Source organism: Mycobacterium colombiense, assembly GCF_001672755.1.
Taxonomy (GTDB): domain Bacteria; phylum Actinomycetota; class Actinomycetes; order Mycobacteriales; family Mycobacteriaceae; genus Mycobacterium; species Mycobacterium colombiense_C.
In genome coordinates this window covers 43,206-56,294 of sequence record NZ_LZKI01000072.1, presented here as the reverse complement: position 1 = coordinate 56,294, position 13,089 = coordinate 43,206, and the positions used below count along the sequence as shown (strand labels likewise).

General features: G+C 69.7%; 11 protein-coding genes. 8 read left to right on the top strand and 3 right to left on the bottom strand.

Going from position 1 to position 13,089, the window contains the following annotated elements; translation table 11 throughout:
- The first annotated feature begins 69 nt into the window (after positions 1-69).
- Positions 70-1,398 carry a wax ester/triacylglycerol synthase domain-containing protein gene (locus A5708_RS09615; RefSeq protein WP_065028393.1) on the top strand — a complete coding sequence of 443 codons (1,329 nt, stop codon included), beginning with the start codon at positions 70-72 and terminating at the stop codon, positions 1,396-1,398.
- Between the two features lie 40 nt (positions 1,399-1,438).
- Positions 1,439-2,584 carry a trehalose-phosphatase gene (gene otsB, locus A5708_RS09610; RefSeq protein ID WP_065028392.1) on the top strand — a complete coding sequence of 382 codons (1,146 nt, stop codon included), beginning with the start codon at positions 1,439-1,441 and terminating at the stop codon, positions 2,582-2,584.
- Between the two features lie 91 nt (positions 2,585-2,675).
- Here the strand turns inward: otsB and A5708_RS09605 are convergent, their stop codons facing one another.
- The gene (locus tag A5708_RS09605; protein ID WP_064952079.1) at positions 2,676-3,542 is read right to left on the bottom strand and encodes a MaoC/PaaZ C-terminal domain-containing protein; all 867 of its coding nucleotides are present in this window, start codon (positions 3,540-3,542) and stop codon (positions 2,676-2,678) included.
- A 139-nt stretch (positions 3,543-3,681) separates the two neighbouring features.
- Between A5708_RS09605 and A5708_RS09600 the strand changes: the two genes are divergently transcribed.
- The gene (locus tag A5708_RS09600; protein ID WP_065028391.1) at positions 3,682-4,395 is read left to right on the top strand and encodes a histidine phosphatase family protein; all 714 of its coding nucleotides are present in this window, start codon (positions 3,682-3,684) and stop codon (positions 4,393-4,395) included.
- 55 nt (positions 4,396-4,450) lie between these two features.
- A complete protein-coding gene (locus A5708_RS09595) occupies positions 4,451-6,466 on the top strand; it encodes an SDR family oxidoreductase (protein ID WP_065028410.1) in 2,016 nt (671 codons plus the stop codon).
- Here A5708_RS09595 and cmaA1 read toward each other — a convergent pair whose 3' ends face one another.
- On the bottom strand, positions 6,467-7,354 hold the full coding sequence (gene cmaA1 / locus A5708_RS09590) for a cyclopropane mycolic acid synthase CmaA1 (protein ID WP_065028409.1): 888 nt from the start codon (positions 7,352-7,354) through the stop codon (positions 6,467-6,469).
- A 40-nt stretch (positions 7,355-7,394) separates the two neighbouring features.
- Here cmaA1 and A5708_RS09585 point away from each other — a divergent pair, with 40 nt between their 5' ends.
- From A5708_RS09585 to A5708_RS09570, 4 genes are all read left to right on the top strand, one after another.
- Entirely contained in the window at positions 7,395-8,429 is a 1,035-nt protein-coding gene (locus A5708_RS09585; protein WP_065028390.1) for a nucleoside hydrolase, read from the top strand.
- Positions 8,426-8,884: a hypothetical protein gene (locus tag A5708_RS09580; RefSeq protein ID WP_065028389.1), complete on the top strand. Its 459-nt coding sequence runs from the start codon at positions 8,426-8,428 to the stop codon at positions 8,882-8,884. Before A5708_RS09585 ends, A5708_RS09580 begins: the two co-directional genes overlap by 4 nt.
- A 141-nt stretch (positions 8,885-9,025) precedes the next feature.
- Positions 9,026-10,279 (top strand): 3-oxoacyl-ACP synthase KasB, encoded by a 1,254-nt coding sequence (kasB, locus tag A5708_RS09575; protein ID WP_065028388.1) that lies wholly within the window; start codon positions 9,026-9,028, stop codon positions 10,277-10,279.
- A 74-nt stretch (positions 10,280-10,353) separates the two neighbouring features.
- Entirely contained in the window at positions 10,354-11,532 is a 1,179-nt protein-coding gene (locus A5708_RS09570; RefSeq protein WP_065028387.1) for an alpha-hydroxy-acid oxidizing protein, read from the top strand.
- Here A5708_RS09570 and A5708_RS09565 read toward each other — a convergent pair.
- Entirely contained in the window at positions 11,523-13,064 is a 1,542-nt protein-coding gene (locus tag A5708_RS09565) for a DNA polymerase Y family protein (RefSeq protein WP_065028386.1), read from the bottom strand. The two genes, A5708_RS09570 and A5708_RS09565, sit on opposite strands and share 10 nt — an antisense overlap.
- Positions 13,065-13,089 lie beyond the last annotated feature (25 nt).

Below are 13,089 nucleotides of genomic sequence, written 5' to 3'. Positions count from 1 at the left end.
CTACCGCGGATCGCAAGCTCCACAGATACTGGTACAAGTTCAAAAAAGCGGACTACAGCGGGGGCCGGCATGGCACAGACACTGGACACGGCGTTCCTTCAAGCCCACGATCCGGATCAGCACGCGAGCCTGGCGATCGGCGCGGTCGCCATCGTCGACGGCACCGCGCCCGACTATGAACAGCTCAAAAGCCTTCTGGCCGAGCGCATCCAGCCGATCACGCGATGCACGCAGCTGCTGCGGGCACATCCGCTGAACCAGGAGTGGATCGACTGCCCGGACTTCGACCTGGCCCACCACGTGCGCCGGGTGGCCATTCCCCGCCCCGGCGACGAGGCCGAGCTGTCCCGGGCCATCGCCCACGCCCTGGAACGGCCCCTCGACCTGGACCGCCCCCCGTGGGAGTGCTGGGTCATCGAGGGCCTGAAGGGCAACCGGTGGGCGATCCTGATGAAGACCCATCACGGCCTGCTCGACGGCAACTCGGCCGCGCGCCTGATCAGCAGGCTCTGCGACGACGCCGACGCGGACACCTTCGCCAACGGCGCTGCGGCCAAACCGGTTTCGTCGCCGTCCGCCGGCAAGCCGGGCTGGGTCGACGCGTTGTGGCGAGCTTCGTCGGCCGCGGGCGCCCTGGTCGGCGCGATGTGGCCGACCGTACACACCGACGCGGTCACCGCCTCACGGCACTACAGCACGGTGCGCGTCCCGATCGCCGACGTCGACAGCGTCTGCCGCAAGTTCGGCGTCAGCGCCAACGACGTCGCGCTCGCCGCCATCACCGAGGGATTCCGCACGGCGCTGCTCGGCCGCGGCGAGGAGCCGCGGGCGGACTCGCTGCGCACCCTGGTCCCGATGCCGGTCCGCTCGGCGATGCTCTCGCACCTGCCCGTCGAGCACGACGACCCGGTGCGGCGGTTGCAGACGGTGCACACCAGGTGGAAGGCCAAGCTGACCGCGCAGCCGCCCGGCATCGTGGAGTCGGCGATCGGCTTCCTGCCGACGGTGTTGCGCAGCAACGTCTTAGGGCTGCTCTCCCGCCTTCCGCAGCGCGCCGTCGTCACCTTGGCCACCAACGTGCCCGGCCCGCGCCGGCGGCTGCGGGTGATGGGCCAGACGCTGGAACGGCTGCTGCCGATCCCCCCGACCGCCGCGGCACTGCACACCGGCGTCGCGGTGCTGAGCTACGGCGATGAACTGGTCTTCGGTATCACCGCCGAACACGGCGACGCGTTCGACGTCAAGCAGCTGGCCGCCGGCATCGAGCTGGGCATGGCGCGACTGGTGGCCCTCGGCGACGATTCCGTGCTGCTGTTCAACCGCAAGCGTCCCACGCGCCCGGTGGTGCGCCCCGTGCCGCCGACGCACCCCTCGGCGCCGGGGCACGCGCGCCGCTGACCCGTTCCGCCCGCGGCCGACCACCGTGAGAAGGTTGGTCATGGGCAAGTTGGGGCCGGTCACCATCGATCCGCGCCGCCACGACGCGGTGCTGTTCGACGACGAAGGCGCGCTGGACTCCACGCTGGCCGCCCGACTTCGCGAGGCCGGGGTGGGCGCCGCCGTCATCTCGGCGGACGGCCCGGTGGAGGCGGCCAACCGGCTGCGGGTGCGCCCGGGCCGCTGCGTGGTGGTCGCCGGGGACGCCGCGGGCATCGAGGCCGCACGCGCCGCCGGGTTCGCGCTGGTGGTCGCCGTCGACCCGGCCGGGCACGACGACACGGCGCGCGAGGCGGGGGCCGACGCGGTGATCACCGACCTGCGCGACGTCACCGTGCGCACCGGCGACCGCCGGATGTCGCAGCTGCCCGATGCGTTGCAGGCCTTGGCCGATGGGCTCGCCGACCGGCGACCGGCCGTGTTCTTCGACTTCGACGGCACCCTCTCGGACATCGTCGACGACCCGGACTCGGCGCGACCCGTCGCCGGGGCCACCGAGGCGCTGGACAGGCTGGCCGCGCGGTGCCCCGTCGCGGTACTGTCCGGCCGCGACCTCGCTGATGTGACGAAACGTGTTGGGGTGCAAGGTATCTGGTATGCGGGTAGCCACGGTTTCGAGCTGACCGCGCCCGACGGCACCCATCACCAGAACGACGACGCGGCCGCCGCCATCCCGGTTCTCGAGCAGGCGGCCGGCCAGCTGCGTGACCGGCTCGGCGCGATTCCCGGTGTCGTGGTGGAGCACAAGCGATTCGGGGTGGCCGTGCACTACCGCAACGCCGAACGCGACCGCGTCGGCGAGGTGCTGGCGGCGGTGCGCGCCGCGGGACGCCGAGACGAGCTTCGGGTCACCACCGGCCGCGAGGTCATCGAGCTGCGCCCGGACCTGGACTGGGACAAGGGGAAAACGCTGCGCTGGGTGATCGATCACCTGCACGAGGCCGGATCGGGTGCGCTGACGCCGGTCTACCTCGGCGACGACATCACCGACGAGGACGCGTTCGACGCGGTGCGCGCCGACGGCGTACCGATCCTGGTGCGGCACGGCGACGACGGCGACCGCGCCACCGCCGCGCTCTATGCGCTGGACAGCCCGGCCAGGGCCGGCGAATTCACCGGCCGGCTGGCGGATCAGCTGGCGCGCTAGCGGCGGTCGCAAGCGCGGCGAAGCCGGGCGCAGCGGGCCGCCGCCGTCGGGCTAGCGGCGGTCGCAAGCGCGGCGGGCCGCCGCCGTCGAGCTAGGCGTATTCCACCGCGCCGTCGTCGAGCACCACCCGGGTGTCGGCCCCGTCGGGACCCGAAGCCTCGGTGCGGAACACGGCCTTGCCCGGCTCGGTGCGCCAGATCAGCGTCGTCAGCGTCTCGCCGGGGAACACCGGCGAGGTGAACCGCGAGGCGATCGAGGTGATGTTGGCCGCCACGCCCTGGCCCAGCTCGGAGACCAACGCGCGACCCGACACCCCGTAGGTGCACAGCCCGTGCAGGATCGGCTTGGGGAAGCCGGCCAGCTCCCGGGCGAACCACGGGTCGCTGTGCAGCGGGTTGCGGTCGCCGGAGAGCCGGTAGATCAGCGCCTGGTCCTCGCGGGTGGGCAGCGGGATGCGGGCGTCGGGCTCGCGGTCCGGGAATTCCGGCGCGACGGGCCGCTGGCCCGGCATGCCCCCGAAGCCGCCCTCGCCGCGGATGACCAGGGTGGTGAGCGTCTCGGCGATCAGCTGCCCGGAATCCGGCTCGGTGCCCCGGCCGCGCAGCACCAGGATCGCGTTCTTGCCCTCGCCCTTGTCCTGGATGTCGGCGACCTCGGACACCACCGAGAGCTTGCCCGCGGGCGGCAGCGGCGCGTGCAGCCGGATGCTCTGCGATCCGTGTAACAGCATGGCCCAGTTGAACTTTCCGACCAGGCCGGCCGCGCCGAACGCCGGGCAGCAGATCACCGCATACGTGGGCAGCACCTGTTGGTCGATGTCGTGGCTGTTCTCGGTGGTGAACGGTAGGTCGTCGATCCCGGCGCCGACACCGAGCGCATAGAGCAGCGTGTCCCGGTCGGTCCATTCGAACTGCATGGGTTCGGTCACCGCGCCGACGGCACTCGGATCAATCGCCATGGAAGTCTCCTGCTCGTTGAGTAGTGATCCTGAAGTCCACTCTGGCATCCGGCGAAACGGCGGCCTCCCCGAGGTCGCGCGGTAACAAACCGTCGCAAACCCTTCCCACCGGAGCCGTCGGCAAGGCAGGCTAATCGACATGCCCAAGCGCAGCATGATCCGGAAAGCCACGATGACGCTCGCCGCGCTCACCGCAACCATGATCGTCGCCGGCTGCGGCGGCTCGCCGCAGGCGCGGTCGATCACGGTGACGTTCATCCGCCATGCCCAATCCGAGGCCAACGCCAGCGGCACCATCGACACCGAGGTGCCGGGCCCGGGCCTGACGCCGGAGGGCAAGGGGCAGGCCGAACAGGTGGCGCACCAATTCGGCCGTAAGGACTTCGACAGCGTCTACGCCTCCACCATGACCCGGGCCCAGCAGACCGCCACCCCGCTGGCCGCCGAGCTCGGCAAGCAGGTCGAGGTCCTGCCCGGCATCCAGGAGATCAACGCCGGCTGGTACAACGGCAAACCCGAGTCGATGGCGAAGTCGACGTACATGCTGGCGCCGGCGAACTGGCTCAACGGCGATGTGTCCGACAGCATCCCGGGCTCGGTCAGCGGCAAGGAGTTCAACGACCAGTTCACCGCGGCCATCAACAAGATCTACAACAGCGGCCACCGCAACCCGGTGGTGTTCTCGCACCGGAACTCGATCATGGTGTGGACGCTGTTGAACACGCAGAACGCCAAGGACAGCCTGATGGACAGCCACCCGATTCCGAACACGGGTCGCGTGGTGATCACCGGTAACCCGCTGACCGGCTGGACGCTGGTCGACTGGGACGGGATCCGCGACTTCCACAACTAACCTCCGCTCTATATCGGCAGTTGACGTGCGCGGCTGCCACCGCCACGATGTCTTCATGCGGTATGTCGTTACCGGCGGTACCGGGTTTATTGGTCGCCGTGTCGTGTCTCGTCTTGTGGAATCGCGCCCCGACGCGCAGGTGTGGGTGCTGGTGCGACGGCAGTCGCTGGGCCGCTTCGAACGGCTCGCGGAACGCTGGGGCGAGCGGGTGAAACCGCTGGTCGGCACGCTGCCGGAGCTGGAGCTGGGCGACGAGGCCCTCGCCGAGCTGGGCGAGATCGATCACGTGGTGCACTGCGCGGCGATCTATGACGTCACCGCCGGTGAGCTCGAGCAGCGGGCCAGCAACGTCGAGGGCACCCGCGCGGTGATCGGGCTGGCGCAGCGGCTGGACGCGACGTTGCACCACGTCTCGTCGATCGCCGTGGCGGGCGATTTCGCCGGCGAATACACCGAGGACGATTTCGACGTCGGCCAGCAGCTGCCGACGCCCTATCACCAGACCAAGTTCGAGGCCGAGCTGCTGGTGCGCTCGGCGCCCGGGTTGCGGCACCGCATCTACCGCCCGGCGGTGGTGGTGGGCGACTCACGCACCGGCGAGATGGACAAGGTTGACGGGCCGTATTACTTCTTCGGCGTGCTGGCCAAGCTGGCGGTGCTGCCGTCGCTGACGCCGATGCTGCTGCCCGACACCGGCCGCACCAACATCGTGCCGGTCGATTACGTCGTGGACGCCCTGGTCGCGCTGATGCACGCCGACGGCCGCGACGGGCAGACGTTCCACCTGACCGCGGAGAAGACCATCGGCCTGCGCGGCATCTACCGCGGCGTGGCCAAGGCGGCCGGGCTGCCGCCGCTGCGTGGGTCGCTGCCGCGCTCGGTGGCCGCCCCGGTGCTCAAGGTGCGCGGGCGCGCCAGGGTGGTGCGCAACATGGCGGCCACCCAGCTCGGCATCCCCGCCGAGGTGCTCGACGTCGTCGACCTGGCGCCCACCTTCATCAGCGAGAAGACGCGAAATGCTCTGCAGGGCACCGGGATAGACGTTCCAAAGTTCGCCGATTACGCGCCCAAGCTGTGGCGGTACTGGGCAGAGCACCTCGATCCGGATCGCGCGCGTCGCGACGATCCGCGGGGACCGTTGCAGGGCCGCCACGTCATCATCACCGGTGCGTCCAGCGGCATCGGCCGGGCCGCTGCCATCGCGATCGCCGAGCGGGGCGCCACCGTGTTCGCGCTGGCCCGCAACGGCGAGGCGCTCGATGCGCTGGTCGACGAGATCCGCACCAATGGTGGTGTGGCCCATGCCTTTACCTGCGACGTCACCGATTCGGCGTCGGTGGAACACACGGTCAAGGACATCCTGGGCCGCTTCGACCACGTCGACTACCTGGTGAACAACGCCGGCCGGTCGATCCGCCGCTCGGTGGTCAACTCCACCGACCGGCTGCACGATTACGAACGGGTGATGGCGGTCAACTACTTCGGCGCGGTGCGGATGGTGTTGGCGCTGCTACCCCATTGGCGCGAGCGCCGGTTCGGTCACATCGTCAACGTGTCGAGCGCCGGCGTGCAGGCACGCAATCCCAAGTACAGCTCCTACCTGCCGAGCAAGGCCGCGCTGGACGCGTTCTCCGACGTGGTGGGTTCGGAGGTGCTGTCCGACCACATCACCTTCACCAACATCCACATGCCGCTGGTGCGCACTCCCATGATCGTGCCGTCGCACCGGCTCAACCCGGTGCCGGCGATCAGCCCCGAGCGCGCGGCGACGATGGTGGTGCGCGGGCTGGTGGAAAAGCCGGCCCGCATCGACACCCCGCTGGGCACGCTCGCCGAGGCCGGCAACTATTTCGCCCCGCGGACGTCGCGGCGCGTGCTGCACCAGCTCTATCTCGGCTATCCGGATTCGGCCGCGGCGCGCGGGCAAACCACCGAACCCGGCGAACCCGCTCCGGCTCCGCGCACCGCGCGCCGCAAGCCCAGCCGGCCGGTGCGCGCCGTCACCCGCGGCATCCGGACACCCCGTCCGGTCAAGCGCCTGGTCCGCCTGGTGCCGGGCGTGCACTGGTAGTCACTTCTGCAGTGTGAACTGGTCGACGTCGATGTATCCGATCCGGAACGCTTCGGCGCAGCCGGTCAGGTATTTCATGTACCGCTCGTAGACTTCCTCGGACTGCACCGCGATGGCCTCGTCCTTATGGGCCTCCAGCGCGGCGGCCCAGATGTCGAGCGTCTTGGCGTAGTGCGGTTGCAGCGACTGCACCCGGGTCACGGTGAAACCGTTCGCGGTGGCGCGCTCCTGGACCATCGGGATCGACGGCAGCCTCCCGCCCGGAAAGATCTCGGTGACAATGAATTTGATGAATCGGGCAAATGTGAACGAGATCGGCATGCCGCGTTCGGCCATCTCGGTCGGGTGCAGCCCGGTGATGGTGTGCAGCAGCATGACCCCGTCGTCGGGCAGCAGGTCGTGCGCCAGGGTGAAGAACGCGTCGTAGCGCTCGTGCCCGAAGTGCTCGAAGGCGCCGATGCTGACGATCCGGTCCACCGGCTCGTCGAACTTCTCCCAGCCCTCCAGCAGGACCCGCGCCGAGCGAGAGCTGCCGGACTTCGCGATCAGCTGCTCGACGTGCTCGGCCTGGTTGCGGCTCAGGGTGAGGCCGACGACGTTGACGTCGTACTTTTCCTGGGCGCGCAACATGGTGGCGCCCCAACCGCAGCCGACGTCGAGCAACGTCATGCCCGGCTGCAGTCCGAGTTTGCCGAGCGCGAGGTCGATCTTGGCGATCTGCGCCTCTTCCAGCGTCATATCCTCGCGCTCGAAGTAGGCGCAGCTGTAGGTCCGGGTCGGGTCGAGGAATAGCCGGAAGAACTCGTCCGACAGGTCGTAGTGGGCCTGCACATCGTCGAAGTGCGGCGTTAGATCAGTCCCCTCGGGGGGCTCCGACGTGGTTGGCATCATGCCAGCCTAGTCGCCGGATTGAGTATGTTGGAAAACGATGAACTCCCCCGTCTTCGTCGACGTCGATACCGGCGTGGATGATGCGCTCGCGCTGATGTATCTGTTCGCCAGCCCCGACGCCGAAGTCATCGGCATCGCCTCGACCGGGGGAAACGTTGGGGTGGAGCAGGTTTGCGAAAACAATCTGGGCCTGCTGGCGCTGTGCGGGCGCACCGACATACCGGTCTCCAAGGGTTCCGGGGAAACCCTGACCGGACCGATGCGGCTGCCGTCAAAAGTCCACGGCCCCAGGGGATTGGGCTACGCCGACCTGCCACCGGGCTCCCACCGGCTCACCGACTACGACGCGGCCGACGCCTGGGTGCGCGCCGCGCGTGCCCGACCCGGTGAGCTGATCGGCGTGGCGACCGGCCCGCTGACCAACCTGGCGCTGGCGCTGCGCGCCGAGCCCGAACTGCCGGCGCTGCTGAAGCGGCTGGTGATCATGGGCGGGTCCTACGACCACCGGGGCAATACCACCGCCGTCGCGGAGTGGAACATCAGCGTCGACCCGGAGGCTGCGGCCGAGGTGCTGTCGGCCTGGTGCCCGGAAAACGTTGGGCGACAGCGGCTCCCGATTCTGTGCGGCCTGGATCTGACCCGCAAGGTGGCCATGACGCCCGATCATCTGGCGCGGCTGGCGACGGCGGCGGAGTCGACGACGACGCGGCTGAGCGAACACGACGCCGCCGGAACCCGGTCGACGGCGTCCAACCCGCTGATCCGGGTGATCGAGGACGCGATGCGGTTCTACCTGGAGGCCTATCACGAACTCGGCCATGGGTATCAGGCACACATGCACGATCCGCTGGCCGCCGCCGTCGCGCTGGATCCCGGGCTGGTCACGACGCGTCCGGCGACGGTGGACATCGAGCTGACCGGAACCCTGACCCGCGCCATGACGGTGACCGACTGGTCGGACCGTCGAGAACCCAACGCGCTCATCGGGATTGACGTCGATGCGGCGGAGTTCTTCGATCGGTTCATCGAACGGGTCGGGCCGTTTGCACGTCAAATAGGGGGCGACAGATGAAAATTCGTGCGATCGAGCTGATCCGGGCGGGGTGGGGTGTGCTGCTGCTGGCCGCCCCCAACGAGGTGCTCGACCACATCCACGGGGTGCGGGTCGACCGCAAGGCGCTGGTCGTCACCCGGATCCTGGGCGCACGCCACCTGACCCAGGCGCTGCTGTCGGGGGTCAACCCCGGCCCGGAGGTGCTCGCGGCCGGGGTGTGGGTCGACACCGTGCACTCGGCGACCGCGCTCGGCCTGGCCGTGGTCGACCGGCGCCGCGCTCGCGGTGGGGTGACCGACGCCGTCGTCGCGGCGTCGTGGGCCGCGTTGGGCTGGCGCCACCTGCGCGCCGGAAACGCCAGGACCGACAGTGTGCACGGCCGCGACCGGCTGGCCCGCACCGTGGTGGGCTCCCTGCCCGGCGGCCGCGGGCTGATGGCGCACGCGGAACGCATTCGAATGAGTACGCAGTAGCGAAAGTTCGGCCACCAAAAGAACAGTCGAAATCCATAGAGTGTCTCCGGCAGGAACGCTAGGTTGATGATTTGGTAGAGAGGGGACGCGCAGGGGCGTCAGGCGTTAACGGGCTCTGAGCAGGGAAAGGGTTTCGTGGTCATGACGGAGCTGGTTACCGGTAAAACGTTGCCGAATGTGGTCGTCACCGGCTTCGCCATGACGACCGCGCTGGCGACTGATGCCGAAAACACCTGGAAGCTGTTGCTGGACAGCCAAAGCGGTATCCGCAGGCTCGAGGACCCGTTCGTCGAGGAGTTTGACCTGCCGGTGCGCATCGGCGGCCATCTGCTGGAGGAATTCGACAGCCAGCTCACCCGCGTCGAGCTGCGTCGGACCGCTCATCTGCAGCGGATGTCCATCGTTCTGGGCCGGCGGGCCTGGGAGAACGTCGGGAATCCCGAGGTCGACGGCAACCGCCTGTTGGTGTCCATCGGCACCGGTTTGGGTCCGTCGGAAGAGTTGGTCTTCAGCTACGACGACATGCGCGCTCGTGGCCTGAAGGCCGTCTACCCGCTCGGGATCCAGAGATTTATGCCCAACGGCGCCGCCGCGACGGTGGGGCTGGAGCGGCACGCCAGGGCCGGTGCGATCACCGCGGCGTCGGCGTGCGCGTCCGGCTCCGAGGGCATCGCTCGTGCCTGGCAGCAGATCGTGCTCGGCGAGGCCGACATCGCGATCTGCGGCGGCGTCGAGGCCAGGATCGAAGCGGTGCCGATCGCGGCGTTCGCCCAGATGCGCACTCTGTTGTCGCCCAGGAACGACGACCCGGTCGGCGCCTGCCGCCCCTTCGACAAGGACCGCGACGGCTTCGTGTTCGGCGAAGCCGGGGCGCTGATGGTCATCGAAACCGAAGAGCACGCCAAAGCCCGTGGCGCCGACATTTTGGCCCGCATCATGGGCGTCGGCATCACCTCCGACGGCTACCAGATGATGGCCCCGGACCCCAGCGGCGAACGCGCCGGGCATGCGATGACCCGCGCGATTCAGCGCGCCGGGTTGACACCGGGCGATATCGGCCACGTGAACGCCCACGCGACTGGCACCGTGGTCGGCGATCTCGCCGAGAGCAAGGCCATCAACAACGCGCTGGGCAGCAACAAGCCGGCCGTCTACGCCCCCAAGGCCGCACTCGGCCATTCGGTGGGCGCCGGCGGCGCCGTGGAATCCATCCTGACCGTGCTCGCCCTGCGCGACCAGGTGGTCCCGCCCACGCTCAACCTGGAAAACCTCGACCCCGAAATCGACCTCGACGTCGTGGCCGGCAAGCCCCGTCCCGGCAACTACGAGTACGCGATCAACAACTCGTTCGGCTTCGGCGGACACAACGTGGCCATCGCCTTCGGGCGCTACTGACGGCGGCGTAGGCCGCGGGGCCGCGTCTCTCCCAGCGCTCGTTTGGTGATCCAAGCACGGGGAAGTCAGCGACTATGGCTTTCGCCGATTATCAAAACGAGCTGTACGACCAGTCGCTGCACGGCAATCAGCCCCAGTACCCGATCAAGTTCGAGGAGCTGGAGGCCAAGGCGTCGGCGGCGATGACGCCGAAGGTGCTGGGATACGTGGCCGGTGGCGCCGGTGACGAACACACCCAACGCGCCAACTGCGAGGCGTTCAAGCGCTGGGGGTTGTACCCGCGGATGGGGATCGCCCCCGAGCAGCGGGACATGTCGGTCGAGCTGTTCGGCATCAGGTTTCCGTCCCCGATCTTCATGGCGCCCATCGGCGTCATCGGGGTATGCGACCCGGACGGCCACGGGGACATGCTCTGCGCGCGGGCCTCGGTCCGCACCGGTGTGCCGTTTTTCGTCGGGACGCTGTCCGCGGACCCGATGGAAGACCTCGCCGCCGAGCTCGGCGATACCCCGGCGTTCTTCCAGCTCTACACGCCGCCGAACCGCAAGATGGCCGCCAGCCTGGTGCACCGCGCCGAGGCGGCCGGCTTCAAGGGCATCGCCGTCACCCTCGACACGTGGGTCACCGGCTGGCGCCCCCGCGACCTGAAGGGCGGGAATTACCCGCAGGTGCCCAGCGGCTGCCTGACCAACTACACCAGCGATCCGGTTTTTCGCGCCAACCTGAGCCGCGGTGAAGACGCCACCGAGGCGGCGGTGCGCAAGCTGCCGATCTTCGGCGGGCCGTTCCGGTGGTCGGACCTGGAATGGCTGCGGTCCGAGACCAGTCTGCCGCTGATGGTCAAGGGCATCTGCCATCCCGACGACGTTCGCCGCGCCAAAGACATTGGCGTGGATGGCATTTACTGCTCCAACCACGGCGGCAGACAAGCCAACGGCGGACTGCCGTGCCTGGATTGCCTGCCCGCGGTCATCGAGGCCGCCGACGGGATGCCGGTGCTGTTCGACTCGGGAGTGCGCGGCGGCGCCGACATCATCAAGGCGCTCGCGCTGGGCGCGACCGCCGTGGGGATCGGCCGCCCCTACGCCTACGGGCTGGCCGTCGGTGGCGTGGACGGCATCGTGCACGTGCTGCGCTCGCTGCTGGCCGAAGCGGACCTGATCATGGCCGTCGACGGATATCCCTCGCTCAAGGACCTGACCCCGGACGCGTTGCGTCGCGTCGAATATGCTGTACCGCAAGACTATTCATAACTCCCCTCCACATACCAGCGGCGCTGGCGATAGCACAGCAGCAGCGCTCGCTCGCTCTCCAGCAACACCTGGGCGCGGGCGGTGCGACCCTTACTCAATTCGGGATCCCACCATCGCTCGTCGACCGGCCAGGGTCCGGACCACCAGCACAGCCGCTCGTCGCGACCGTGGGCGATCATGCGCGCGGGGTCGGCGGAGAACAACCCCCGGATGGTCACCCGTATCGGGTTTCCTTGGGCGTCAAGCAGTTCCACCGGGTCGTCCAGCAGCACCGCCGGTGACGGCTCGGGCAGCCGGCCCGGCCACGGCGGATCGGGATCGGCCCGCGCTACCGGCTCGTCACCGAGCGGGATCAGCGTGATGCGCTCGGCCGGGCCGCGCCCGCCGGACAGCACCGGCACGCGCACCGCCTCCGGACCGAGCAGACCCTGCACCCGCACCAGCGCCCGGCGGGCCCGCAGCCTGTCCTCCTCGCCCAGGCCGCCCCAGAGCGGCAACTGCAGCGCCTCGGCGGACACCACCTCCACCGCGCCCAGCCGCAACAGCGTCACCGCGGCCGTGGGGCGGGGATTGTGCGCGGTGCGGCTGCTCAGCCATCCGTCCAGCTGCCAGCGCACCCGGTCGGCGGTGGCGTCCTCGGTCAACGGCTCGGCGCACCGCCACACCCGGTGCAGTTCTTCGCCGTTGGCGGTGACGGCGTGGATCGCCAGCCGGGTGCATCCCACGCCGGCGGCCATCAGCGTCTGGTGCAGCCTGCCGGCCAGTGAGCGCCCGGCGAACGCCGCGGCATCGACCCGGTCGATCGGCGGATCGCAGTCCAGCACGGCCTCGAGTTCGGCCGGCGGCTCCCGGCCGGACGGCGGCCGCTCGGGTTCGCCCCGGGCCAACCGGTGCGCGGTCACCCCGTCGGCGCCGAACCGGGAAGCCACGTCGCTGCGCGACAGCGCGGCGAACTGCCCGATGGTGCGAATCCCCATCCGCCACAACAGGTCCGTCAGTTCTTCGCGGCCGGCTCCGGACAGGCTCGGCTCGGTGGCAAGTTGCCGGATGGACAACACCGACAAAAACTTCGCGTCACCCCCCGGCTCGACGACCCGGCCCGCCCGCGCCGCGAAGACCGCGGTGGACAGCTGGTCGGCGACCCCGGCCTGACACTCGGCGCCTGCCACTGAACTCACAGCCACCGCATCGATCAGCCGTTCGGCGGCGGTGGCCTCGGACCCGAAATAGCGGGCCGCCCCGCGCACCGGCAGCACCAAAAGCCCGGGCCGCAGCACCTCGGCGCGGGGCACCAGGTCGTCCACCGCGGCGATCACCGCCTCGAAGAAGCGGGCGTCGCGGTCCGCGTCGGCGGCGGTGACGTGCAGCTGCGGGCACCGGGCCGCCGCCTCCCGGCGTCGCAGCCCCCGCCGCACACCCGCCGCCCGGGCCGCCGACGAGCAGGCGATCACCCGGTTGGCCAGCGTGACCGCGATCGGGGCGGTCGCGGTCAGGCCCGCGGCCGTCGCCGCCGCGACCGCGGGCCAATCCATGCACCAGACCGCCAAAACCCTTGAG

Bases quoted from the DNA above. Each gene is read 5' to 3' on its own strand.
- A5708_RS09580 (WP_065028389.1), top strand. From the start codon at position 8,426: ATGAAAATTCGTGCGATCGAGCTGATCCGGGCGGGGTGGGGTGTGCTG.
- cmaA1 (WP_065028409.1), bottom strand. From the start codon at position 7,354: ATGCCAACCACGTCGGAGCCCCCCGAGGGGACTGATCTAACGCCGCAC.
- A5708_RS09565 (WP_065028386.1), bottom strand. From the start codon at position 13,064: ATGGATTGGCCCGCGGTCGCGGCGGCGACGGCCGCGGGCCTGACCGCG.
- A5708_RS09605 (WP_064952079.1), bottom strand. From the start codon at position 3,542: ATGGCGATTGATCCGAGTGCCGTCGGCGCGGTGACCGAACCCATGCAG.
- kasB (WP_065028388.1), top strand. From the start codon at position 9,026: ATGACGGAGCTGGTTACCGGTAAAACGTTGCCGAATGTGGTCGTCACC.
- otsB (WP_065028392.1), top strand. From the start codon at position 1,439: ATGGGCAAGTTGGGGCCGGTCACCATCGATCCGCGCCGCCACGACGCG.
- A5708_RS09585 (WP_065028390.1), top strand. From the start codon at position 7,395: ATGAACTCCCCCGTCTTCGTCGACGTCGATACCGGCGTGGATGATGCG.
- A5708_RS09615 (WP_065028393.1), top strand. From the start codon at position 70: ATGGCACAGACACTGGACACGGCGTTCCTTCAAGCCCACGATCCGGAT.
- A5708_RS09595 (WP_065028410.1), top strand. From the start codon at position 4,451: ATGCGGTATGTCGTTACCGGCGGTACCGGGTTTATTGGTCGCCGTGTC.
- A5708_RS09570 (WP_065028387.1), top strand. From the start codon at position 10,354: ATGGCTTTCGCCGATTATCAAAACGAGCTGTACGACCAGTCGCTGCAC.
- A5708_RS09600 (WP_065028391.1), top strand. From the start codon at position 3,682: ATGCCCAAGCGCAGCATGATCCGGAAAGCCACGATGACGCTCGCCGCG.